Raw genomic sequence first — 22,662 nt, 5'->3', positions numbered from 1 at the left:
CAATGTCGCCCCGGGAGGACTCCGTGCTGAGCACCATGCAGGACGTACCGCTGACCGTCACCCGAATCCTGACGCACGGGACACTGGTGCACGGGCGGTCCCAGATCACCACCTGGACCGGGGAAACCGAGCCGCAGCGGCGCAGTTTCGCCGAGGCCGGGGTGCGCGCGGTGCAGCTGGCGAACGCCCTGCGCGACGAACTCGGCGTCCGGGGCGACGACCGGGTGGCCACCCTGATGTGGAACAACGCCGAGCACGTCGAGGCCTACTTCGCGATTCCGTCCATGGGTGCGGTGCTGCACACGCTCAATCTGCGGCTGCCCGCAGAGCAGTTGGCGTGGATCGTCAACCACGCGGCCGACAAGGTCGTCATCGTCAACGGCTCGCTGATCCCGCTCCTCGCCCCGCTGCTGCCCAAGCTGCCGACGGTCGAGCACATCGTCGTCTCCGGCCCCGGTGACCGCTCCCCGCTCCAGGGCGCGCACGCCCGGATCCACGAGTACGAGGAGCTGATCGCGGACCGGCCGACCACGTACGACTGGCCGGAGCTGGACGAACGCCAGGCCGCCGCCATGTGCTACACCTCCGGCACGACCGGCGACCCCAAGGGTGTGGTGTACAGCCACCGTTCGATCTACCTGCACTCCATGCAGGTCAACATGACCCAGTCGATGGGCCTGACCGACCAGGACACCTCGCTGGTCGTGGTGCCCCAGTTCCACGTCAACGCCTGGGGCCTGCCGCACGCCACCTTCATGACCGGCGTCAACATGCTGATGCCGGACCGCTTCCTCCAGCCCGCACCGCTCGCCGAGATGATCGAACGCGAGAGGCCGACCCACGCCGCGGCCGTCCCGACCATCTGGCAGGGCCTGCTCGCCGAGCTGAACGGCCGGCCCCGCGACGTCTCCTCCCTCACCCAGGTCACCATCGGCGGCTCCGCCTGCCCGCCCTCCCTCATGGAGGCCTTCGACAAGCTCGGCATGCGCGTCTGCCACGCCTGGGGCATGACGGAGACGTCCCCGCTCGGCACCGTCTCCCGTCCCCCGGCCCACGCGGTCGGCACGGACGAGGAGTTCGCCTACCGCCTCACCCAGGGCCGCTTCCCGGCCGGCGTCGAGGCCCGGCTCACCGGCCCCGGCGGCGAGCGCCTCCCCTGGGACGGCGAGTCGGCGGGCGAGCTGGAGGTGCGCGGCCCCTGGATCGCCGGCGCCTACTACAACGGCCCCGACGCCGAACCGCTGCGCCCCGCCGACAAGTTCAGCGAGGACGGCTGGCTGAAGACGGGTGACGTCGGCACCATCTCCCCCGACGGCTTCCTCACCCTCACCGACCGCGCCAAGGACGTCATCAAGTCCGGCGGTGAGTGGATCTCCTCGGTGGAGCTGGAGAACGCGCTGATGTCCCACCCGGACGTCGCCGAGGCCGCGGTGGTCGCCGTACCCGACGAGAAGTGGGGCGAGCGCCCGCTGGCCACGGTTGTCCTGAGGGAGGGCGCCACCGCCGACTTCGAGACCCTGCGCGTCTTCCTCGCCGAGGAGGGGCGCATCGCCCGGTGGCAGCTGCCCGAGCGCTGGACGATCGTCGAGTCGGTGCCGAAGACGAGCGTGGGCAAGTTCGACAAGAAGGTGCTGCGCAGGCGGTACGCGGACGGGGAGCTGGACGTCACCGTCCTGTGACACCACCGGGCGCGCCGGGCAGCGGGGCTTGCCGCCCGGCGCGCGCGTCCCGCGTCAGCCGCCGAGCACCTGCCCGAAGGAGTGGTCGCCCCCGGCGCGTCCCAGGTCGTACGGCCCGAAGCTCTTCGCACCGGTGGCGGTGAAGCCGGTGGCCGCGCCGCGCAGCCGCCACACGCGCCGCTGCGGCGAGGTCCGCCCCCGCCGTTGTGGTCGATGTCGGACAGCAGGACGTACGAGCCGAACTTGTCGCCGCTCTCCGCCGCGCCGACGTCCTCGCCGGGCAGCCCGACGGCCATGTCTCGTGTTTGAGCTAGTTGGTGCCGATCCGGGCCAGCAGATCCACGATCCGGCTCTGCACCTCCGCGCTCGTGGACCGCTCCGCGAGGAACAGGACCGTCTCGCCCGAGGCCAGCCGGGGTAGGTCGGCCTGGTCGACCGCGGCGGTGTAGACGACCAGCGGGGTGCGGTTGAGCTGCCCGTTCGCGCGCAGCCAGTCGATGATCCCGGTGAAACCGGCCTGCCGGCGCTGCACCTGCATCAGGTCCATCACCACGAGGTTCGGCCGGAACTGCCCCGCCAGCGTCACCGCGTCGTTGTCGCTCGCGGCCCGTGCCACCTGCATCCCGCGCCGCTCCAGCGTCGCCGTCAGCGCCAGCGCGATCTCCGCGTGCTCCTCGATGAGCAGCACCCGCGGCGGATGCTGCTCGCTGTCCCGCGGCGCCAGCGCCTTCAGCAGCACGGCGGGATCGGCGCCGTACGCCGCCTCGCGCGTCGCCTGCCCGAGCCCGGCCGTGACCAGCACCGGCACCTCGGCCGCGACGGCGGCCTGCCGCAGCGACTGCAGGGCCGTACGCGTGATGGGCCCCGTCAGCGGATCCACGAACAGCGCGGCCGGGAACGCCGCGATCTGCGCGTCGACCTCCTCACGGGAGTGCACGATCACCGGCCGGTAGCCGCGGTCGCTCAGCGCCTGCTGGGTCGTCACGTCCGGCGCGGGCCACACCAGCAGCCGGCGCGGGTTGTCCAGCGGCTCCGGCGGCAGCTCGTCGTCGAGCGGCTGCGGACGCGGGGTGTCCGCGATCTCGATGGCACCCCCGGGGCCGTCCAGCGGCTCGGGGCCCTCGGCGGCGTCGGCGTCCGGCGCGCCTATGGCGTAGGACCGTCCGGCGCCCTCGGTGCCCGGGGCGAGCCGGGACTGCCCGGCCAGGGACGGATGCGCGGTCGTCGGCTGTTCGGCCGCCGGTTGCGGCTGCTGCTCCGGGCGCTTGGCCGGGTCGGGCGGCGTGCCCAGCTTGCGCCGGCGGCCGGAGCCGCCCGGCGCGTGCGGCGGCGGGGTCGCCGTCGGCTGCTGCACCTGAGCGGCCTGCCGGGAGAACGGCACACCCTGACCGAGCGTACGGACGCTGATCGACCGGCCCTGCGTCGAGTTCGGGTCGACCGCGGCACCCTCGGCGAGCAACGGCTGCGCGGGCCGCGGCGCCTGGAGCGTGGTGCCGGCGGCCGGCGTGCCGGTCTGCGGTACGGGCGTGCCCGCACCGGAGGTGTCATCGGCGCCGGGCCACTGCTGGGGCACGCCGGGCGCCGGGCCGGCCGTCGGCACCGGTCCGGCACCGGCCTCCGCGGGCAGCGGCTGGGCGCCCGGGGTACCACCGGGCGGTGTCGGGGTCGCCGCCGCGGCGGGCTGCTGGGCCGGGACCGCCTGTCCCGGAGCCCCCGGAACCGGCCGGCCGGCGGTGTCGTGCGCGGGCACGGCGGGGTGCGGTACGGGCGCCTGCGGTACGGCCGTCTGCTGACCGGGCGCGGAGGCACCGGCCGGGGCGCCGGGTGCCGCAGCGGGCGGCTGCGCGGGACCGGCCTGAACGGGGATGCCCTGTCCGGCCGTACCCTGCGCCGGAATGCCGTGAACCGGAGTGCCCTGACCGGGCGTCGGCGTCCCCGCCGGGTGCGGCCCGGCCTGCCCGGGAGCGACCGGAACCCCCTGAGGGGGAGTCACCTGCCCCGGCACGGTCGGTGCGGCCTGGGCGGGAGCGGCCTGGGCGGGAGTGAGCTGTCCCTGAGCGGGATCCACCGGCTGGGCCGCGGCCCGGCGGCGCCGGCCGGTCGGTGCGCTGGTCGGATGCGGCTGCGGCGGGGTGTGGTCCGCGGTCTGGTCGAGTGGTACGGCGTCGTGCCGGCCGTCGTCACCCGGTACCCCCGCGCCGGACATGGGCGGCTGAGCGGGCACCGGCGCCGGACCGGAGGCCTGGGGAGGAACCGGAAGGGGACCGGCAACCTGTCCGGCGCCCGGGCCGACGCTCTGCGGCTGCCCCTCGGCAGCGCCCGGAACGGCACCGGCACCACCGATACCCGGGCCGACGGGCACACCCACACCCGGACCGACCGGCACAGCGGCCCCCGGCCCCACGGGCACACCGGTACCCGGAAGGCCACCGGCCGCCGGAACCGTACCCACTCCGTGCGCCGAGTCCGCGGACTCCGGGGAGCGGTCGGCCTCGGCCGGCGGCAGGGCGAAGACCGTGCGCGCGCCCGCCTCCTGGGCGGCGGCACGCTCCGCCGCGGCGGCCAGCGCACGCCGGCGCCGTCCGGTCGGCTGCCCGCCCTCGGCCGGAACGGCCTGCGCACCCGCAGCGGCCTGCGCACCCGGCGTCGGCTCGCTGCCGGCCGCCGGCAGTGCGGGCGCGGGCGGCAGGGCGGCTTGCGGGGCGCCGGAGTCGGGGCGGGCGCGTCGGCCCGCCGGCGCGGGCACGCCCTGCGGCGGCACGGCCGGCCCCAGCCCCGTACCGGAGGCGGCGGCCCCCGCGGCATGCTCGGCCGCAGTCACCACCGCGCCCTCGCTCACAGCGGCACCGGTGTCGCCCTCGGCGGGCCGCCCACGGCGTCGCCCGGTACCCCCGGACGCGGCCTCCACGGCCTCCGCGGCCTCGGCCGGTACCGGGCCCGTCTCGTCGGCGGGCGCGCCGGCCCGCCTGCGGCGGCGCCCGGTCGGCGCGGGAGCGTCGGTCTCACCGGCCTGGCCGGCACCGGGAACGTCACTCTCCAGGAAGGCGTCGGTGGAGGACCGCCGGGCCCGCCGCCGTCCGCCACCGGCGGCCTGCTCGGCGGCACCGGTCTCGACCACGGCCACCTCACCGGCGCCGGAGCCCTGCCCGCCCGCGTTCGGCGCGGCGGCCGGAAGCTCAGCGGCGGGCACCTGCCCCGCGCCCGCGACCGTGCCGGCGCCACCGCCGAGCGGCACCTCCAGCACATACGCGCTGCCGCTCATGCCCGGCACCTCATGCGTCTGCAGCACGCCGCCGTGGGCCCGTACGATCCCGCGCACGATCGGCTCGTGCACCGCGTCTCCCCCGGCGTACGGCCCGCGCACCTCGATCCGCGCGACCTCACCGCGCTGCGCGGCCGCGACCACGACGGTGTTGTCCAGGTAACCGCCCGCCGAGACGGGCGAGTTGCCGGTCGCGTCGACACCGGCGACGTCCGCCACCAGATGAGCCAGCGCGGTGGCGAGCCGCTGCGGGTCGACCTCCGCCTCGATGGGCGGCGCGTGCACGGCGAACTGGACCCGTCCCGGGCCGATCAGTTCGACGGCCCCGTCGACACCGGCGGCGACGACGGTGTCCAGCAGCACCTTCGTACGGGTGATGTCCTCGGCGCCCGCGTCCAGCCGCTGGTACCCGAGGACGTTGTCGATGAGCGTCGTGATCCTCGAATATCCGGCCGAAAGGTGATGCAGCACCTGGTTGGCCTCGGGCCACAGCTGCCCGGCGTCGTCGGCGGCCAGTGCCGCCAGCTCGCGCCGCAGCTCCTCCAGCGGTCCGCGCAGCGACTGCCCGAGCAGGGTCAGCAACTGCTCGTGCCGCCCGGCGAGAGCCTCGTACCGGTCCTTCTCCCGCTCGGCGAGCGCGGCGTACCGCTCCTCGCCGGCCCCGAGCTCCTCGGCGTGCTTCTCCCGCAGCTCCTCGATCTCGGTCACATGCTGCTGGCGCAGCGCGGTCAGATCGGAGGCGTGCTCCTCGGAGAGCCGCTCGACCTCCTGCGCGTGCGCCTTCTCCAGCGCGGCCTTCTCCTCGGCGAGGGCCTCGTAGGGCCGCCGGTCGGTGAAGGTCATCACGGCACCGACGAGCTGGTCCCCGTCGCGCACGGGCGCGGTGGTCAGATCGACCGAGACCCTCTCGTCCCCCTTGGACCACAGCACCTGCCCGCGCACCCGGTGCTTGCGCCCGGAGCGCAGGGTGTCGGCGAGCGGCGACTCCTCGTACGGGAACGGCGACCCGTCGGCGCGCGAGTGCAGCACCAGCGTGTGCAGCTCCTTGCCGCCGAGCTCGCCGGCCCGGTACCCCAGTATCTGCGCGGCGGCCGGGTTGACGAGCACGATCCGCCCGTCGGTGTCGGTCCCCACGACACCCTCGGCGGCGGCCCGCAGAATCATCTCGGTCTGCCGCTGCGAGCGTGCCAGCTCCGCCTCGGTGTCGACGGTCCCGGACAGGTCCCGGACGACGATCATCAGCAGCTCGTCACCCGTGTAGCCGTAACCGTCGTACGCCTGCTGCCCGTTCTCCAGGTTCGCGCTCGTGACCTCGACCGGGAACTCGGACCCGTCGGTGCGCCGCGCGACCATGCGCGTGGGCTTGGTCCGCCCATGCGGATCCATGTGATCGGGCCGCCGCATGGACCCGGGGATCAGCCGCGAGTCGAATTCGGGCAGCAGATCGAGCAGCCCACGCCCCACGAGTGCCGTACCGGGTGCCTCGAATGCCTCGAGCGCGATGGTGTTGGCGTTGACGACGGTTCCGTTGGCGTTGACCAGGACCAACGCGTCCGGCAGCGCGTCGAGTATGGCTGCGAGGCGAGCAGCGCCTCGGGATGGCCTGCTGCTCACGAGACGCTTCCTCCCTGTTACCGCACCTTGCCGACCGCTCGGGCCATCTTGCCAACCGGCCCGCGACGTGTCACGCGAGGGAGTCTAAGGGCAGACGTTGCGCTCGCGACGCCGGATGAGAGCGAGGTCCCACGACGAAGTGACACCGAACCGGCCACCACCCGCCGGCCACGCCCTCGGACTCCGCGAGACCTTCGCGGGACTTTTACGGGACCGGTGATTTCGCTGGGGAATCTGTGATCCACGGGGGTGGAGTGGGGAGGGGGGCGCCTGCGGGGCGCGTGTGCTGGTGGGGCGGGTTGCGGCGGGCTGGTGAGCCGGTAGGTGGGTGGCAGGTCGGTGGGTCGGTGGGCCGCACGGATTCCTGGACCTGCGGAGTGGTTGGCTGGTGGGGGCCGACGGGTCGGCTGGCCGACGGGCGTACGGGCCCGTGGGTCGACGGAAGGGTCGGCGGGCGTACGGATGTACGGGGCCCCAGGGCTGACGGGTCTACGGGGAGCCGGACCCCCGGGCTTACGTCGCCGAGCCCGGCTTCGGCAGCAGCGGCACCATCCGGTCCCACCGCCCGATCTCGCATCCGTTGCTGCGGTCGTAGGCGGCATGGACGCTGCGTCCGGCCCAGGTCCCGGTCACCCGGGCGGTGGCCGGTCCGCCGTAGAGCACGGTGCAGATGGTGCCGGGCGCCACCGGGGCGAAGAGGTCCCGACCCCACTGCGTGTGCTCGTCCAGCACCCGGCAGGCCTCCGCCGCGTCCGGGTGACTCCCGGCGGCCGGATGACAGAACAGCTCGTACGTCCCGTCCTGCCCGGCCCCGGCATGCCGCACGACGACGGTGAGGTGGTCACCGGCCCGGTCCTCGGGCCGGACGGGCGGCGGCATGACGGGCGCGGCGACGGCAGGCACGGCGGAGAGGGTGACCAGGGCGGATACGCCGGCGAGGACGGACGAGCCACGGCCATGTACACGCCACCACCGCTGAAGAAGAAAAACCATGCCCTGCCCAACGTCCCAGCCCCCCGGACGTTGCGTCCCGCGCCGCGCCGGACAGAAGCCCTTTGCCCTGCGGCCCGACTGCCTAGTACCGTGGGGGGCGATTGGTGACAGGCCGCTCGGCTGTGTCATCATCTGCACGCACCACTCGCGCGCTCGCGTGAGCGGTTGTGCTGGAGGCGTCGCCTAGTCCGGTCTATGGCGCCGCACTGCTAATGCGGTTTGGGTCTTAAAGCCCATCGAGGGTTCAAATCCCTCCGCCTCCGCACCGATCCCGAAGCCCCGGTCCCCAGGACCGGGGCTTCGGCGTTCCCGCCCTCCGCCACCCCTCAGCCCGTCTGTAGACGTTTCCGCAGGTCACAAGGGGTGCGCCAAACGGATTTCACATGTCGGCGGCAGTCATGTAATGTTCTTCCTGTCGCCGGGACGGGGCCGAAAGGACCGAAACGGAGACAAGAACAAAAGAACAAGCACTCGTAGCTTAACGGATAGAGCATCTGACTACGGATCAGAAGGTTGCAGGTTCGAATCCTGCCGAGTGCGCACAGGTTAAAGGCCCCTCAGGATCATCCTGAGGGGCCTTTGACATCAACCGCTGACATCAACACGGTCCGAAGTGCCGATCACTCCTTGGTCCACCGGGCCGGTGGGGTCAGCACTCCTCTTCGGGATCGTTCCGGTTCAGCTTCTCCAGGTACTCGTGCGCCAGGGCGGTGGCCCGGGTGAACCAGTCCGTGATGACCGCCAGTTCCTCGGCTGAGTAGTCGGAGAAGAGGGCCGTCAGGCGTTTGTAGTGGCCCGCGTACACCGCCTCCACGCGGGTGACGGCATCCGGGACGGCGGCCACGCGGACCCGGCGGCGGTCCGCGGGGTCGGGGCGGCGGGTGACATAGCCGGCGCGTTCGAGGCGGTTGAGGATGCCGGTCACCGCGCCGGTGGTCACGTGGGCGCGGGCGGCCAGGTCGCCGGCCGTCAGCAGGTCGTCGCCTGCCTCCAGGACGAAGGCGAAACAGGTCAGGTCCGTGACGTTCAGGTCCAGCCGCCGGGCCAGCTCCTGCTGTCCGATCAGGTGGGCGGCGATGAGGTGGTCCATCGCCGACAGCGCCTGGGCCGGAGTGGCGGGTGGTCGCGGCGTGCCGTGCATCTTTCGGAATCCCTTAGCTCGTGAGATATTCGGGTGAGGGAACTTCTTAGTTCGTGAGGGAATTCTGAAGCTCCTTCCCGGAGGTGCGGTATGAGTCTGTACGACGAGGGTCACACGGTCGCCGGCTGGACCGGCTTCGGCATCGCGACGGTGGGAAGCGCTGTGGTGGGCCTGGGGGTGTGCACGGCCTCGCTGCCGCTGGCCGCGGGCGGGCTCGTCGTCGTGGCCGTGAGCGTTCTCGTGACCTGGGTCCTGCATCTGGCCGGCTGGGGCAAGCCGCCGGGGGTGCGGCCGCGCGGGCAGTGGGGGATGCGGGTGCGGGATGCACACGCCCGGCAGGGGCATCCCGGGTGCGTCAGCTGCCGGCTGGCGGGACGGGGGCGGCGGGCAGTGGTGGTGCCTGCGGCGGCGGGGCGGCCGACGGGTGCGGAATCGATCCCTCTGTCACCTGTCGAGTGAATGTGCCCTTGACGAAAGGAAGTTGGTGATCGCTGTCCCTGGCTTCCGGGGTGGAGGTGATGCTCGATGTACGAGCAGGACGCGATCGACGTCAACGACTTTGTCTTCGCGGCCACGGGGCGCGGGTGCGGAGGCTGCTGGTACGGGAGCCGGTGCACTGTCGGCTGGAGGAGGTCGCGGAGCTCACGGGGCTCACGCTCGACCGGGTCCATGACTGCGTGCGCATGCTGAGCGAGCGGGGGTGCGTGCGGCAGGTGGGGGTCGCGGCGGAGGGGGTGCCGGTGTACGTCCTGCCGTAACCGTTCCGCTCCACGCCCGCTGCCCGGAACCCGTTGTCAGACCCCGCCCATACCCTGACGAGTGATGGCACACGTATGGAAGTGCACGGGACTGCGCTGGTCGTCCGAGGGTCCGGTGCTGGTGTGGGACGGCGGGCGGCGCAGTGTGCTGCCGTGGGGGAAGCGGGTCGCCTTTGTCGTGCCGGAGAGGAGTGCCCGGCAGTGTGTGGGTGCCCGTGGGCACGCCTGTCCGACAGGGGCGGTCGTGCCGGCGCGGAGCACGGGCGCCCGGTGCAAGGAGTGTGCGCGGCTGGACCGGGCGCACTCCGTGGCCGCCGACACGATCGCCGACGACCCGCGGCCGTACCGGGTGTATCTGGCGTGGTTCGGGCCCGGGATGGTGAAGGTCGGGATCACCGCGGCCGAGCGCGGCTCCGCCCGGCTGCTGGAGCAGGGCGCCGTCTGTTTCAGCTGGCTGGGCACCGGCCCGCTGATGGCCGCCCGGCGTACCGAGGAGCTGCTGCGGGCCGCGCTCCAGGTGCCGGACCGGATTCCGTACGCCGAGAAGCGCGCGGTGCGGTCGGCGTTGCCGGGGACCGCGCAGGAGCGGGCGGCGGAGGTGCGCGAGCTGCATGGGCGGGCCGTGGCGCTCAGCGGATGGCCCGAGTCCCTGCGGCCCGCGCCCTGTGAAGTCACCGATCACGTCGGGGTGTTCGGGTTGGCCGGTGCTGCTTCCGCGCTCGGGGAAGTGGTGCGGCTCGTCCCGGGGGGCGGGGTCAGCGGTGAACTGGTCGCGGCCGCCGGGCCCGATCTGCATCTGGCGGTCGGCGAGCGCGGGGTGGTCGTGCTCGACACCCGGCTCATGACCGGCTGGGAGCTGATGTCGCCGGCCGCTCCGGGCGCTGCCGGACTCACCTTTCCGCTCCGGGAGTTCACACAACCGCAGGAGGGGCTGTTCTGAGGGTTCCGAGGCGACCGCGGCGAAGGCGAAGACCCGCAACCGTCCCCGAACCCCGCTTCCCAGGCGCTGCCTGAGAAATACCTGTGTGTTTCTCAGGGAAATCACAGATCGGGGAAAGCCTCTTCTCAGAGGACCCGGACAAGGTGTCCACCATGACCACGACCTCGCCCCAGGGGCGCACCGAACTGCTGAGGCCGGACGGGAGCCCCGTCCGAGTGCTTGTGGTGGACGACGAACTGTCGATCACCGAGCTGCTGAGCATGGCTCTTCGTTACGAGGGCTGGCAGATCAGGAGTGCGGGGGACGGGCAGGGAGCCGTCCAGACCGCCCGCGAGTTCCGGCCCGACGCCGTCGTACTGGACATGATGCTGCCGGACATGGACGGGCTGACCGTCCTCGGGCGGCTGCGGCGCGAGCTGCCGGACGTGCCCGTCCTCTTCCTGACCGCCAAGGACGCGGTGGAGGACCGTATCGCCGGGCTCACGGCCGGCGGTGACGACTATGTCACCAAGCCGTTCAGCCTGGAGGAGGTCGTGGCCCGGCTGCGGGGGCTCATCCGCCGGTCCGGGGCCGCCGACCGGCGGTCCGACTCCGTGCTCGTGGTCGGAGACCTGACGCTCGACGAGGACAGCCACGAGGTGTCGCGGGGCGGGGACTCCATCCACCTCACCGCCACCGAGTTCGAGCTGCTGCGCTTCCTCATGCGCAACCCGCGGCGCGTGCTCAGCAAGGCACAGATCCTGGACCGGGTGTGGTCGTACGACTTCGGCGGGCAGGCGAACGTCGTCGAGCTGTACATCTCCTATCTGCGGCGGAAGATCGACGCGGGGCGCGAGCCGATGATCCACACCCGGCGTGGGGCCGGTTATCTGATCAAGCCCGCCGTGTCATGAGCGGGCGACGACGGACGGGTACGCAGCAACGGCAGAAGCGGCAGAAGCGACGGGCCGGACAGCCGCGCACCCTGCGGACCCGGCTCGTCGTCGCGTCGGTGGTGCTGATCGCCGTGGTGTGTGCGGTGATCGGCACGGTCACCACGGTGGCGCTGCGCACGCATCTGTACGACCAGCTCAACCAGCAGCTCGGGGAGGCCTCCGCGCGCGCGGCCGGCGGCTTCGGGCAGCCGCCGGGCGGGATCAAGAACGGTGACGCCCCGCCGGACCAACAGGACAAGCAGACCCTTCCCGACAAGGAGACGAACCTCCGTGCGTTCGTCACGCGGGGCCCGCAGCCCAGCGGCACCATCGCGGCGAAGGTCGAGAACGGCGTCATCACCGACGCCAAGGTCGGCGACAAGTCCAAGGACGACAACAACGTCCCGCAGATGAACGCCAAGGCGTTGACCGCGGCCCAGCTCAAGGCACTCGGTTCCGTCGCCAGGGACGGCAAGATCCACAGTGCCGGCATCCCCGGCCTCGGTGACTACCAGGTGCGCTACGTCGACGGCAACAACGGCACCTTCTACGTCGCCCTGCCGACCACGGAGGTCGACGGCACCATCAGCACCCTGATCCTCGTCGAGGTCAGTGTCACCGCCGCCGGTCTGATCGCCGCCACCCTTGCCGGGACCGTGATCGTCGGCGTCGCCACCCGCCCCCTGCGCAAGGTGGCCGCGACCGCCACCCGGGTCTCCGAACTCCCGCTGCACACCGGTGAGGTCAACCTCAGCGAGCGGGTCCCGGAGTCCGAGTGCGACCCGCACACCGAGGTCGGCCAGGTCGGCGCCGCGCTCAACCGGATGCTCGACCATGTGCACGGCGCCCTGCACGCCCGGCAGCAGAGCGAGATGCGGGTACGGCAGTTCGTCGCCGACGCCAGTCATGAGCTCCGCACCCCCCTGGCCTCCATCCGGGGCTACGCGGAACTCACCAGACGCGGACGCGAACAGGTCGGCCCCGACACCCGGCACGCCCTCGGCCGGATCGAGTCCGAGGCGGGCCGTATGACCCTCCTGGTCGAGGACCTGCTTCTGCTCGCCCGCCTGGACGCCGGACGGCCGCTGCAGTTCGAGCAGACCGATCTCGTCCCGTTGGTCGTCGACACGGTCAGCGACTCCCGGGCGGCCGGCATGGACCACAACTGGCGGCTCGATCTGCCCGAGGAACCCGCCCTCGTGTCCGCCGACGCGGCACGCATCCAGCAGGTGCTGGTCAATCTGCTCGGCAACGCGCGCAAGCACACGCCACCGGGTACGACCGTCACCGCACGCGTGCAGCGGCGCGGGCCGTGGATGTGCGTCGACGTCGAGGACAACGGGCAGGGGATTCCACCGGAGCTGCTGCCGCACGTCTTCGAGCGGTTCGCGCGCGGGGACTCCGCGAGGTCCAGGGCCACCGGCTCGACGGGCCTCGGGCTCGCCATCGTGCAGGCGGTCGCGGCCGCGCACGGCGGTGCCGTCACCGTCGACAGCGTGCCCGGGCGGACCGTGTTCACCGTCCATCTGCCCGCGCTCGCCCCCGCGGTTCCGCGCCCCGCGCCCGAAACGGACTGGCGATCGCACTCACAGGCACAGCACAGTGCCACCACATGGGCGCAACAGGGGGCTTGACGAAGGTCGGTCCCATGCGAACCGACTCTTCTCCCGGCACCCTGCCGGCGCGGGAGCACCTCCCGGCCACAGACGCCGGAACGCCTGTCCTGGACGTAGTGATCCCCGTCTACAACGAGGAGAAGGACCTCCAGCCGTGCGTCCGCAGACTGCACGAGCACCTCACGCGCACCTTCCCGTACGCCTTCCGCATCACGATCGCGGACAACGCGTCCACGGACACCACCCCGCTGGTGGCGGCGCGGCTGGCGGAGATCCCCGAGGTCACCAACTTCCGCCTGGAGCAGAAGGGCCGGGGACGGGCCCTGAGGACCGTGTGGTCCGCGTCCGAGGCGCCGATCCTCGCCTACATGGACGTCGACCTGTCCACCGACCTCAACGCCCTGCTGCCGCTGGTGGCACCGCTGATCTCCGGCCACTCGGACCTTGCGATCGGCTCCCGGCTGGCCCGCACCTCCCGGGTCGTACGCGGCCCCAAGCGGGAGCTCATCAGCCGGGCCTACAACCTCATCCTGCGCGGCTCGCTCCAGGCCCGCTTCTCCGACGCCCAGTGCGGATTCAAGGCGATCCGGCGCGATGTGGCGCAGGTGCTGCTGCCGCTGGTGGAGGACACCGGCTGGTTCTTCGACACCGAGATGCTGGTGCTCGCCGAGCGGGCGGGGCTCAGGATCCACGAGGTGCCGGTCGACTGGGTCGACGACCCCGACTCCACCGTGCACATCGTGAAGACCGCGACCGACGACCTCAAGGGCGTCTGGCGGATCGGCAAGGCGCTGGCCACCGGTTCACTCCCGCTGGACCGGCTCACCCGGCCCTTCGGCGACGACCCGCGCGACCGCGAACTGACGAACGTCCCCACGGGACTTGCCCGTCAGCTCGTCGGCTTCTGCGTCGTCGGCGGCCTGTCCACCCTCTTCTACCTCCTCCTCTACAGCGTCTTCCGGCAGTTCTCCGGCTCCCAGATCGCCAACGCGCTCGCCCTGCTGGTCTCGGCGATCGCCAACACGGCCGCCAACCGCCGGCTCACCTTCGGGGTGCGCGGCCGGGGCGGCGCCGTACGGCACCAGGCGCAGGGCCTGGTCGTCTTCGGCATCGGACTCGTCCTGACCAGTGGCTCCCTGGCCGCCCTGAACGCGGCCGGCGACAACCCGGCGCACTCCACCGAACTGGCGGTGCTGATCGCCGCCAACCTCGCGGCGACCGTCCTGCGGTTCCTGCTCTTCCGCGCCTGGGTGTTCCCGGACCGCGGCGAGTCCGGCACCGGCTCGACGGCCGTCGCCTCCCACACCCTCTCCTCACCGACCCACAGCACGAGCACGACCCCGCCGCACGGCACGACCGCTCCGTACGCACCGCTGCCCCAGCGCCCGGTGCCGTACCAGCAGCCGTATCCGCCGGCCACCCAGGTCCGCGCCGGTGAAGCCGCGGACGGCAGCTGGAGGGACGCCACCATGCGACTGCAGCCGGTGCGCCCTCACGACACCGATCCGGGGGATCCCCGATGACCACCCAGTACGACCAGCAGAGCGGTACGACCGTGTGGGGCCCGCCCCCGACCGCTCCCCCGCACCCCGCATCCCAGCCGACCCCGCAACGGGCGGCCGGTGGGCCCGGGCAGCCGTTCACCCGCAGACTGTGGCGCGGCCGCCCCGAGGACCCCCGCTGGGCGCGCCCGGCCTTCCTCGGCCTGCTCGCCGCCACCCTCCTGCTCTACCTGTACGACCTCAGCGCCTCCGGCTACGCCAACTCCTTCTACTCGGCGGCCGTGCAGGCGGGCAGCAAGTCCTGGAAGGCGTTCTTCTTCGGCTCGCTGGACGCGGGCAACGCCATCACCGTCGACAAGCCGTCGGCCTTCCTGTGGCCGATGGAGCTGTCGGTGCGGATCTTCGGCCTGAACTCGTGGGCGATCCTCACATCCGAGGTGTTGATGGGCGTGGGCACGGTGGCGGCCGTGTACGCGGCCGTACGGCGTCGGTTCAGCCCCGCGGCCGGTCTGATCGCGGGCGCGGTGCTCGCGCTCACCCCCGTGGCCGCGCTGATGTTCCGGTTCGACAACCCGGACGCGATGCTGGCCCTGCTGATGGCGCTGGCCTGCTACTTCGTCGTACGCGCGGTGGAGGACGGCCGGACGAGGTGGCTGGTCGCGGCCGGGGCCGCGATCGGCTTCGCCTTCCTCGCCAAGACCCTGCAGGCCTTCCTGATCCTGCCGCCGCTGGCGATCGTCTACGCCGTGTGCGGTCCGGTGAAGCTGCGCAAGCGCCTGGTCCAGCTGGGCCTCGCGACCGTCGCGCTGGTCGTCGCCGGCGGCTGGTGGGTCGCGATCGTCGAGCTGTGGCCGGCCTCCTCCCGCCCCTACATCGGCGGTTCGCAGAACAACAGCTTCCTGGAGCTGACCTTCGGCTACAACGGCCTCGGCCGGATCAACGGCGACGAGACCGGCAGCGTCGGCGGCGGTGGCGGCGGGAACGGCTCCGGCCGCTGGGGCGCCACCGGCTGGGACCGGATGTTCAACTCCGAGATCGGCAGCCAGATCTCCTGGCTGCTCCCGGCCGCGCTGATCCTGCTGGTCGCGGGTCTGGTGGCCACCCGGAAGCTGAAGCGGACGTCCGTGACGCGGGCCTCGTTCCTGGTGTGGGGCGGCTCGCTGCTGATCACCATGGTGGTCTTCAGCTACATGGCGGGCATCTTCCACCAGTACTACACGGTGGCGCTCGCGCCCTACCTCGCGGCCGTCGTCGGCATGGGCGCCGGGCTGCTGTGGGAGCGGCGCAGGCAGACCTGGGCGTCGATCACCCTGGCCGCGTCCGTGGTGGCCGCGGCGACCTGGGGATACGTCCTGCTCAACCGCACCTCCAGCTACCTGCCCTGGCTGAAGTGGCTGGTGCTGATCGGCGGTCTGGCGGCCGCGCTGGGCCTGATCTTCGCGGGCCGGATCTCCCGGCAGCTGGCCCTCGGGGCGGCGGCGGTGGGCCTGGTGGCCGCGCTCGCCGGTCCGACGGCGTACACCCTCAGCACGGTGGACTCCGCGCACACCGGCTCCATCCCGACGGCCGGTCCGGCGGGCGCGAGCACGATGGGCTTCGGCGGCGGCCGGGGGCCCGCTGGCGGCAACGGCGGCGGTATGCGCGGCGGCTTCGGCGGTGCGCTGCCGGGGCAGCAGGGGCAGCAGGGGCAGCCGGGGCCGGGGCAGCAGAACGGGAACGGCTTCCCGGGCGGCGGCTTCGGCATGCCGGGCCAGAACCAGCAGCAGGGCAACGGCAATACGCAGGGCCAGGGCCAGAACGGCAACGGCTTCCCCGGTGCCGGCCGGATGGGCGAAGGCGGCATGGGCGGCGGCGGTGGCGCCGGCGGCCTGCTGAACGGCGCGAACGTCTCCTCCGCCGCCAAGGAGCTGCTGGAGAAGGACGCCTCCCGGTACACCTGGGCCGCCGCGTCCATCGGCTCGCAGAACGCGGCCGGCTACCAGCTCGCCACCGGTGACCCGGTGATGGCGATCGGCGGCTTCAACGGCACCGACCCGTCCCCGACGCTCGCGCAGTTCAAGAAGTACGTCGAGGAAGGGAGGATCCACTACTTCATCGCCGGCGGAGGCATGGGGGGTGGCATGGGCGGCAGCAGCAGCGGTACGTCGTCCCGGATCACCTCGTGGGTCGAGAGCAACTTCAAGAAGGTCACGGTCGGTTCGGCCACCTTCTACGACCTGACGCAGCGGAGCTGACACACGGGCCGACGGTCGCGCCCCACGCGGCGGTAGGCGCATATCGATGCTGCCCCGCGCCCCTTAGGTTGGACCAGTGGCCGGAATCGAGAAGGGTGCGCCGGTGGCGAAGGAAGCAGGTCGGTCGCCGCGGGCCAGTGTGTGGCTGGAGCCGAAAGCCCGCCGGAGCGGTCGTAGCGGTGGCGGGCAGCCCTCCGGGCTCGACCGTGAGCGGATCACGACCGTGTCGGTACGGCTGCTGGACGCCGAGGGGCTGGCGAAGTTCTCCATGCGGCGGCTGGCCGCGGAGCTGAACGTCACCGCGATGTCCCTGTACTGGTACGTCGACACCAAGGACGACCTGCTCGAACTCGCCCTGGACGCGGCCTTCGGCGAGCTGCGGCTGCCGGATCCGGACGCCGCGGATGAGGACTGGCGCGAGCAGCTGCGCGGGCTGGCCACCGAGTACCGGGCGCTGCTGGTGCGCCACCCCTGGCTGTCCCCGCTGGCGGGGCGCTACCTCAACATCGGCCCGAACTCGCTGGCGTTCTCCCGCGCGGTCCAGCGGGTCGTCCGCCGGGCGGGGCTGCCCGCGCACGGGGTGATGGGGGCGATCTCGGCGGTCTTCCAGTTCGTGTACGGCTTCGGCACGATCGAGGGCCATTTCTTCGCCCGGATCGCGGACACCGGGCTGAGCCCCGACGAGTACTACGAGCAGGCCATGGCCCTGGTGACCGAGGCCCCGGGGACCGCCGAGGCCGTCGAGGAGTCGAAGGACCTCATGGCGGCCCGCGGCGGGGACACGGTCGACGAGATGCTGGACCGCGACTTCACCTTCGCCCTGGACCTGCTGATCGCCGGCATCGAGGCGATGGTCGGCCGCGACTGACTACTCCCCACCGACCACCAGCCGCGCCGGAAACCCACCCGTGGCGACCGGTCCCCACCGCTGTGGTGTCACCCGGATGATGGACTTGCCCTGCTTGACCATCGCTTCCCGGGCCCCTCTTGTCTGCGCCTCTCGCACTGCTGCGCAGGCTTCGAGGCGCTGCGCCGGACTCCGTCCGTCGGATGGGGTTGAGCGGTGTTTATCGATCGTCGGCCACCAGCCGCGCCGGAAACCCACCCGTGGCGACCGGTCCCCACCGCTGTGGTGTCACCCGGATGATGGACTTGCCCTGCTTGACCATGGCCTCCCGGTACTCGTCCCAATCGGGGTGTTCGCCGGCGATGTTGCGGTAGTACTCGACCAGTGGCTCCACCGAGTCCGGCGCGTCGATGACCTCGGCCGTGCCGTCGATCTGGACCCAGGGGCCGTTCCACTCGTCGCTCAGGACGAGCAGGCTCACCCGGGGATCGCGCTTGGCGTTGCGGGTCTTGGCGCGCTCGGGGTAGGTGGAGACGACGATCCGCCCCGAGTCGTCGACCCCGCAGGTCAGCGGGGAGGCCTGCGGTCCGCCGTCGGCACGGCGGGTGATCAGCAGGGCCCGGTGACGGGGTCGTACGAAGTCCAGCAGCTCGTCCAGCGACACACGGGTGTTGGTAGCGATGTTCGGTGCCATGAGGGCAGCCTAGGGGCAATGGGTGCCCCTGTGGCTGACCCTGCTGTGCCTATGCCTGGGGGAGCGAATCCCCCTGGACCGCCTGGATGTCCAGCTCGACCTTCAGCGTCGTACCGATCGCCGCGATGCCCGCCTGCAGCACCTGGTTGTAGTTCATCGCGAAGTCCTCGCGGTGCAGTTCGGCGGTCGCGCGGAACGCGGCGCGCGTGCCGCCCCACGGGTCCGCGCCGGTGCCCAGGTAGGCGAGGTCCAGGTCCACCGGTCGTACCACCCCGTGCATGGACAGTTCGCCGTGCACCGTCCAGCGGTCGGAGCCCGACCGGGTCAGGCCCGTCGAGCGGTAGCCGATCTCCGGGTGCTGCTCGACGTCGAGGAAGTCCGCGGACTTCAGATGTCCGTCGCGCATGCCGTTGCCCGTGTCGATGGACGCGGCCTTGATCACCGCCTCCACGCGGGACTTGGCGACGTCGTCCGGTGCGATCTCGATCGTGCCGCCGAACTCGGTGAACCGCCCGTGCACGCTGGAGATCCCCAGGTGCTGGGCGACCGCGGCGACGGAGGAGTGCACCGGGTCGATGGTCCAGGGCCCGGGCGGCGGCAGCTCGGTGCCGCCCTGCCGGGCCAGTGTCACCGTGCCGACCTCGGCCCGGCCGCTGGCGGTGACGATCGCGGAGGAGGCCGCGGGCGCGTATCCGACGGCCGTCACGATCACCGTGTACGCCCCCGGCGCCAGCTCGGTGGCATCCCGTACGGCTCCCTCGGCGTCCGCCCCGGCACGCAGCACCTGCGTGCCGGTCATGTCGGTCACCGTGACGACCGCGTGCGACACGGCCCACCCGTCCCGCGTGCGGATCTTCGCGGTCAGTCCCATCCCGTTTTCTCCCTGCAAAGCCTTACGAACCGGTCTCAACGAACCGGCCCGTGGCGGGGGTGCGCCTGCGCTCGGCACGCACCCCGTCCACGGGCCGGGTGGAACTACTCGCCGGGATGGGCGAGTTCGATGTCGTGGCCGTCGACCCCGGGGCCGGCCACGGTCAGGGCCGTCGCCACCGGCGGGTAACCGGTTGCGATGACCGTGTACTCGCCGCTGTCCAGGTCGGTGAAGGCGTACGCGCCGTCCGCACCGGTGGTGGCGGTGCCGACCACGTTGCCCGCCTGGTCGACGAGCGTCACGCGGGCGTCGGCGAGCGGGCCGTGCGGGGCTCGGACGACACCCTGGAGCTCGGCGCCGGCGTCCAGGTCGATCTCGATCCGGGTGACCCCGGTGGCGCCGATCTCGACCGGCAGGGCGCGCGGCCGGAACCCGCTCGCGTTGACGGCCAGGGTGACCGTGCCGGGCACCAGGCCGGTGAGGGCGAAGTCGCCCTGCTCGCCGGTGGCGGCGGTGGCCAGCAGATCACCGCGGACATCGGTGACGATCACCATGGCGTCCTTGACCGGCAGCGCGCTCCCGGCGGCCCGGACCACACCGGTCAGCCCGCTGGTGCCGCTGAGCAGGATGTCGTACGACAGCGGCTCCTCGCCCACCACGACGGTGGAGGCCTGCGGCTGGTAGCCGTCGGCGGAGGCGATCAGGACGTACGACCCCGTGCCGGGGGCGTCGACGGAGTAGGAACCGTCGGCCTGGGCGACCGCGCGGCCCAGCTGGCGGCCGGACAACGAGATCAGGGTGACCGCGGCCTGCGGGACCGGGGCGCTCTCGGCGCCGCGGACGAAGCCGTGCACCGGGGTGCCGCCGGGACCGCCCGTGCCGGGCTCGGCGATCGTCGCTACGGCGGTCGCCGCCGGCTGGACGGCCGTGGCCGCGGCCGGCGCCTCGGCGGTGGTGTCGGCTACGACGGGCGTGGCCCAGCTGGGCACCTTCTGCGGGGCGGGTTCCTGCACGGTGTTCTCCACAGCGGTCTCCACGGGGGCGGCTGGGGCGTCGGCCTCGGCGGCCTGGGCGAGCGCACCCTTGGTCTTCAGCGGGACCTCCTTGATGAACAGGGTGATCAGGAAGGCGAGGGCGGCGAGGCAGCCGGCGATGAAGAAGACGTCGGCGATGCCGTGGCCGTAGGCGCTCTCCAGCAGCGTCCGCAGTGGCGCCGGCAGCTTGCTCATGTCCGGGATGCTGTCGGTGGAGCTGGAGCCCGCCAGGGCCGCCTGGTACTTCGGGCTCAGGGCGGAGATGCCGTCCTGGACGTAGTGCGTGATCCGGTGGGACATCACCGCGCCGAGCGCGGAGACGCCGACCGCGCCGCCGAGGGAGCGGAAGAAGGTGACCGTGGAGCTGGCCGAGCCGAGGTCGGACGGGGCGACCTGGTTTTGCGTGGCGAGCACCAGGTTCTGCATCATCATGCCGATGCCGAGACCCAGCAGCGCCATGAAGATCGCCATCTTCCAGTACTCGGTGTCGTACCGGATGGAGCCGAGCAGGCACAGGCCGGCCGTCACCAGGACGCCACCGCTGACCAGCCACGCCTTCCAGCGGCCGGTGCGGGTGATGAACTGACCCGAGACGGTGGAGGAGACGAACAGGCCGCCGATCATCGGGATGGTCATGACGCCGGACATCGTCGGGGACTTGTCCCGGGCCAGCTGGAAGTACTGGCTGAAGAACACCGTGCCGGTGAACATCGCGATGCCGACGAACAGGGAGGCGAGGGACGCCAGGGTGATGGTGCGGTTCCTGAACAGGCGCAGCGGGATGATCGGCTCACTCGCCTTGGACTCCACGAGCACGAACAGCGCGCCGAGGACGATCGAACCGCCGACCATCGCGTACGTCTGCCAGGACACCCAGTCGTACTTGTCACCGGCGAAGGTGACCCAGATCAGCAGCAGCGAGACGGCGGCCGAGATGAAGAACGCGCCGCCCCAGTCGACCTTGACCTCCCGCTTGACCACGGGCAGGTGCAGGGTCTTCTGCAGCACGATCAGGGCGATGACGGCGAACGGGACACCGACGTAGAAGCACCAGCGCCAGCCCAGCCAGGAGGTGTCGGTGATGACACCGCCGAGCAGCGGGCCGCCGACGGTGGCGACGGCGAAGGTGGCGCCGAGGTAGCCGGAGTAACGGCCGCGCTCACGCGGGGAGATCATCGCGGCCATGACGATCTGGGCGAGGGCCGACAGACCGCCGACACCGATGCCCTGGACGACACGGCAGGCGATCAGCATGCCGGCGTTCTGCGACAGACCGGCGGCCATCGAGCCGAGGACGTAGATGACCAGGGCTATCTGGACGAGGGCCTTCTTGCTGTACAGGTCGGCGAGCTTGCCCCACAGGGGAGTGGCCGCGGTCATCGACAGCAGGGCGGCGGTGACCACCCAGGTGTAGGCGGACTGACCGCCGCCGAGGTCACCGATGATGTGCGGCAGGGCGTTGGAGACGATCGTGGACGACAGGATCGCCACGAACATGCCGAGGAGGAGGCCGGACAGGGCCTCCATGATCTGCCGGTGCGTCATCGGGGCGTGGCCCGCCGCGGAGCCTCCCCCGTGCTTGGCGTGAGCCCGCACACCGGCTGGTGTGGTCGTTGCCATGGGCTTCCTTCTCTTATGTGCTTGCGGGTGTACGGGTGGTCTCTTCGACTACGGGGGCGGCTGGTGCGGCCGGGAGCCGGACCGGGACGGACCGGCAGCCGCCGAAGGACGCGCGCAGGCGGGTCATCAGCCGGATCAGCTGGGCCACCTCGTCGTCGGTCCAGTCGGCGAGCCGCTCGGCGAGCAGATGCGTGGTCCGCCGGGACAGCTCCTGGAGCTCCTCCAGGCCCGCGGGCGTCAGGCGCAGGATGCGCGAGCGCTTGTCCGCCGGGTCCGGGTGCCGCTCGATCCAGCCGCGCGCGGCGACGTGCGCGACATGCCGGCTGGTGACCGACATGTCCACGGCGAGCAGCTCCGCGAGCTTGCTCATGCGCATGCCTCCGTGGCGGCCGAGCAGGGTCAGCACGGCGGCCGAACCGCCCGGGCAGTCGGGGGGCAGGATCCGGCCCATGTCCCGTTTCACGGCTCCGACGGCACTGAGCTGACGCGCCAGCTCTTCGAACTGCGCCTGCTCGGCCATCACACCTCCCGTGTTCGTTGCTTGAGGCAACCTTAGGCCTGTTTGGTTGCTGCAGGCAAATAAACGGGCGCGCGACGGCGCAAAAACTTGGCAAAGGCAAGTATTGCGACCGTAAACATGCAGGTCGGTGCGGGCGGGGTGCCCCCGTCTGTCCCGGTGGCCCCCCACTTGGGCGGCCCGGCCCGTCTTCGCTAAGGTCTCGGGCCATGGCTAACACCCAGGGCCCCCAGGGCAATTACGACCCCGCCGGAAGCACCCAGATGTTCCGCGCGTTCGTCGACGAGGCCCCCCAGGGCCGACAGCAGCAGCCGGCCGCCTCCTCGTCCGGCCCCCGTATCGGCCTGATCATCGGTGTCGTCGTGGCCATCGCCGTGGTGGCGGGTGTGGCCTGGCTGGCGCTGAAGTAGGACCGCCGTCAGGCGA

At 72.1% G+C, this 22,662-nt stretch carries 17 protein-coding genes, 2 tRNA genes and 1 pseudogene; 12 read left to right on the top strand and 8 right to left on the bottom strand.

The genetic code is table 11. From position 1 onward, the window contains the following. Nucleotides 1-2 precede the first annotated feature (2 nt). Nucleotides 3-1,679 (top strand): long-chain fatty acid--CoA ligase, encoded by a 1,677-nt coding sequence (locus ACZ418_RS15620; RefSeq protein WP_468362552.1) that lies wholly within the window; start codon nucleotides 3-5, stop codon nucleotides 1,677-1,679. 310 nt (nucleotides 1,680-1,989) lie between these two features. Here the strand turns inward: ACZ418_RS15620 and ACZ418_RS15615 are convergent, their stop codons facing one another. Beyond that, on the bottom strand, nucleotides 1,990-6,555 hold the full coding sequence (locus ACZ418_RS15615) for a PAS domain-containing protein (RefSeq protein ID WP_468362550.1): 4,566 nt from the start codon (nucleotides 6,553-6,555) through the stop codon (nucleotides 1,990-1,992). A gap of 513 nt (nucleotides 6,556-7,068) precedes the next feature. Beyond that, nucleotides 7,069-7,434 (bottom strand): SSI family serine proteinase inhibitor, encoded by a 366-nt coding sequence (locus ACZ418_RS15610; RefSeq protein WP_468363195.1) that lies wholly within the window; start codon nucleotides 7,432-7,434, stop codon nucleotides 7,069-7,071. 286 nt (nucleotides 7,435-7,720) lie between these two features. Here ACZ418_RS15610 and ACZ418_RS15605 point away from each other — a divergent pair. Together ACZ418_RS15605 and ACZ418_RS15600 are read left to right on the top strand one after the other, a co-directional pair. Beyond that, nucleotides 7,721-7,811, top strand: a tRNA-Ser gene (locus ACZ418_RS15605). Nucleotides 7,812-8,015: 204 nt separating this feature from the next. After that, nucleotides 8,016-8,088, top strand: a tRNA-Arg gene (locus tag ACZ418_RS15600). Nucleotides 8,089-8,197: 109 nt separating this feature from the next. Here the strand turns inward: ACZ418_RS15600 and ACZ418_RS15595 are convergent. Next, nucleotides 8,198-8,689 carry a MarR family winged helix-turn-helix transcriptional regulator gene (locus ACZ418_RS15595; RefSeq protein ID WP_468362548.1) on the bottom strand — a complete coding sequence of 164 codons (492 nt, stop codon included), beginning with the start codon at nucleotides 8,687-8,689 and terminating at the stop codon, nucleotides 8,198-8,200. 90 nt (nucleotides 8,690-8,779) lie between these two features. On the opposite strand from ACZ418_RS15595, the gene ACZ418_RS15590 reads away from it, so the two are divergent. The 8 genes from ACZ418_RS15590 to ACZ418_RS15555 all read left to right on the top strand — a co-directional run bounded on the left by ACZ418_RS15590 (nucleotide 8,780) and on the right by ACZ418_RS15555 (nucleotide 17,521). Next, nucleotides 8,780-9,148 carry an HGxxPAAW family protein gene (locus tag ACZ418_RS15590; protein WP_468362546.1) on the top strand — a complete coding sequence of 123 codons (369 nt, stop codon included), beginning with the start codon at nucleotides 8,780-8,782 and terminating at the stop codon, nucleotides 9,146-9,148. Between the two features lie 125 nt (nucleotides 9,149-9,273). Then, nucleotides 9,274-9,447: a helix-turn-helix domain-containing protein gene (locus tag ACZ418_RS15585; protein ID WP_468362544.1), complete on the top strand. Its 174-nt coding sequence runs from the start codon at nucleotides 9,274-9,276 to the stop codon at nucleotides 9,445-9,447. A gap of 64 nt (nucleotides 9,448-9,511) precedes the next feature. Next, on the top strand, nucleotides 9,512-10,387 hold the full coding sequence (locus tag ACZ418_RS15580; RefSeq protein WP_468362542.1) for a DUF2797 domain-containing protein: 876 nt from the start codon (nucleotides 9,512-9,514) through the stop codon (nucleotides 10,385-10,387). Nucleotides 10,388-10,539: 152 nt separating this feature from the next. After that, nucleotides 10,540-11,280 (top strand): response regulator transcription factor, encoded by a 741-nt coding sequence (locus ACZ418_RS15575; protein WP_468362540.1) that lies wholly within the window; start codon nucleotides 10,540-10,542, stop codon nucleotides 11,278-11,280. Continuing rightward, complete coding sequence (locus ACZ418_RS15570) at nucleotides 11,277-12,935, top strand: ATP-binding protein (protein WP_468362538.1); 1,659 nt, start codon at nucleotides 11,277-11,279, stop codon at nucleotides 12,933-12,935. The genes ACZ418_RS15575 and ACZ418_RS15570 overlap by 4 nt, the downstream gene beginning before the upstream one ends. A 14-nt stretch (nucleotides 12,936-12,949) precedes the next feature. After that, nucleotides 12,950-14,440 carry a bifunctional glycosyltransferase family 2/GtrA family protein gene (locus tag ACZ418_RS15565; protein WP_468362536.1) on the top strand — a complete coding sequence of 497 codons (1,491 nt, stop codon included), beginning with the start codon at nucleotides 12,950-12,952 and terminating at the stop codon, nucleotides 14,438-14,440. Beyond that, nucleotides 14,437-16,653 (top strand): mannosyltransferase YkcB-related protein, encoded by a 2,217-nt coding sequence (locus tag ACZ418_RS15560; RefSeq protein WP_468362534.1) that lies wholly within the window; start codon nucleotides 14,437-14,439, stop codon nucleotides 16,651-16,653. Before ACZ418_RS15565 ends, ACZ418_RS15560 begins: the two co-directional genes overlap by 4 nt. 103 nt (nucleotides 16,654-16,756) lie before the next feature. Continuing rightward, the gene (locus tag ACZ418_RS15555; RefSeq protein WP_468362532.1) at nucleotides 16,757-17,521 is read left to right on the top strand and encodes a TetR/AcrR family transcriptional regulator; all 765 of its coding nucleotides are present in this window, start codon (nucleotides 16,757-16,759) and stop codon (nucleotides 17,519-17,521) included. On the opposite strand, the pseudogene ACZ418_RS15550 reads toward ACZ418_RS15555, so the two are convergent. The 5 genes and pseudogenes from ACZ418_RS15550 to ACZ418_RS15530 form a co-directional block, all read right to left on the bottom strand. Beyond that, nucleotides 17,522-17,632 (bottom strand): annotated as a pseudogene (locus ACZ418_RS15550) (PPOX class F420-dependent oxidoreductase); the annotation flags it as partial. It abuts the gene before it with no gap. An 88-nt stretch (nucleotides 17,633-17,720) separates the two neighbouring features. Further along, nucleotides 17,721-18,194, bottom strand: a complete 474-nt coding sequence (locus ACZ418_RS15545) for a PPOX class F420-dependent oxidoreductase (protein ID WP_468362530.1) — start codon at nucleotides 18,192-18,194, stop codon at nucleotides 17,721-17,723. A 49-nt stretch (nucleotides 18,195-18,243) separates the two neighbouring features. Beyond that, nucleotides 18,244-19,065 (bottom strand): YceI family protein, encoded by an 822-nt coding sequence (locus tag ACZ418_RS15540; RefSeq protein ID WP_468362528.1) that lies wholly within the window; start codon nucleotides 19,063-19,065, stop codon nucleotides 18,244-18,246. A gap of 104 nt (nucleotides 19,066-19,169) precedes the next feature. Continuing rightward, entirely contained in the window at nucleotides 19,170-21,644 is a 2,475-nt protein-coding gene (locus ACZ418_RS15535; protein WP_468363193.1) for an MFS transporter, read from the bottom strand. Nucleotides 21,645-21,732: 88 nt separating this feature from the next. Next, the gene (locus tag ACZ418_RS15530) at nucleotides 21,733-22,239 is read right to left on the bottom strand and encodes a MarR family winged helix-turn-helix transcriptional regulator (RefSeq protein ID WP_468362526.1); all 507 of its coding nucleotides are present in this window, start codon (nucleotides 22,237-22,239) and stop codon (nucleotides 21,733-21,735) included. 206 nt (nucleotides 22,240-22,445) lie between these two features. Between ACZ418_RS15530 and ACZ418_RS15525 the strand changes: the two genes are divergently transcribed. Beyond that, the gene (locus ACZ418_RS15525; protein ID WP_468362524.1) at nucleotides 22,446-22,646 is read left to right on the top strand and encodes a hypothetical protein; all 201 of its coding nucleotides are present in this window, start codon (nucleotides 22,446-22,448) and stop codon (nucleotides 22,644-22,646) included. Nucleotides 22,647-22,662 lie beyond the last annotated feature (16 nt).

This window comes from Streptomyces sp. NPDC030820 (genome assembly GCF_055572075.1).
The sequence above is the reverse complement of the archived record's forward strand: the minus strand, read 5'-3'. Positions and strand labels throughout refer to the sequence as shown.

Excerpts from the sequence above, each read along its gene's own strand:
- ACZ418_RS15620 (WP_468362552.1), top strand. The coding sequence starts at position 3 with ATGTCGCCCCGGGAGGACTCCGTGCTGAGCACCATGCAGGACGTACCG.
- ACZ418_RS15610 (WP_468363195.1), bottom strand. The coding sequence starts at position 7,434 with ATGCCGCCGCCCGTCCGGCCCGAGGACCGGGCCGGTGACCACCTCACC.
- ACZ418_RS15595 (WP_468362548.1), bottom strand. The coding sequence starts at position 8,689 with ATGCACGGCACGCCGCGACCACCCGCCACTCCGGCCCAGGCGCTGTCG.
- ACZ418_RS15590 (WP_468362546.1), top strand. The coding sequence starts at position 8,780 with ATGAGTCTGTACGACGAGGGTCACACGGTCGCCGGCTGGACCGGCTTC.
- ACZ418_RS15580 (WP_468362542.1), top strand. The coding sequence starts at position 9,512 with ATGGCACACGTATGGAAGTGCACGGGACTGCGCTGGTCGTCCGAGGGT.
- ACZ418_RS15575 (WP_468362540.1), top strand. The coding sequence starts at position 10,540 with ATGACCACGACCTCGCCCCAGGGGCGCACCGAACTGCTGAGGCCGGAC.
- ACZ418_RS15570 (WP_468362538.1), top strand. The coding sequence starts at position 11,277 with ATGAGCGGGCGACGACGGACGGGTACGCAGCAACGGCAGAAGCGGCAG.
- ACZ418_RS15565 (WP_468362536.1), top strand. The coding sequence starts at position 12,950 with ATGCGAACCGACTCTTCTCCCGGCACCCTGCCGGCGCGGGAGCACCTC.
- ACZ418_RS15560 (WP_468362534.1), top strand. The coding sequence starts at position 14,437 with ATGACCACCCAGTACGACCAGCAGAGCGGTACGACCGTGTGGGGCCCG.
- ACZ418_RS15545 (WP_468362530.1), bottom strand. The coding sequence starts at position 18,194 with ATGGCACCGAACATCGCTACCAACACCCGTGTGTCGCTGGACGAGCTG.
- ACZ418_RS15540 (WP_468362528.1), bottom strand. The coding sequence starts at position 19,065 with ATGGGACTGACCGCGAAGATCCGCACGCGGGACGGGTGGGCCGTGTCG.
- ACZ418_RS15535 (WP_468363193.1), bottom strand. The coding sequence starts at position 21,644 with ATGACGCACCGGCAGATCATGGAGGCCCTGTCCGGCCTCCTCCTCGGC.
- ACZ418_RS15530 (WP_468362526.1), bottom strand. The coding sequence starts at position 22,239 with ATGGCCGAGCAGGCGCAGTTCGAAGAGCTGGCGCGTCAGCTCAGTGCC.
- ACZ418_RS15525 (WP_468362524.1), top strand. The coding sequence starts at position 22,446 with ATGGCTAACACCCAGGGCCCCCAGGGCAATTACGACCCCGCCGGAAGC.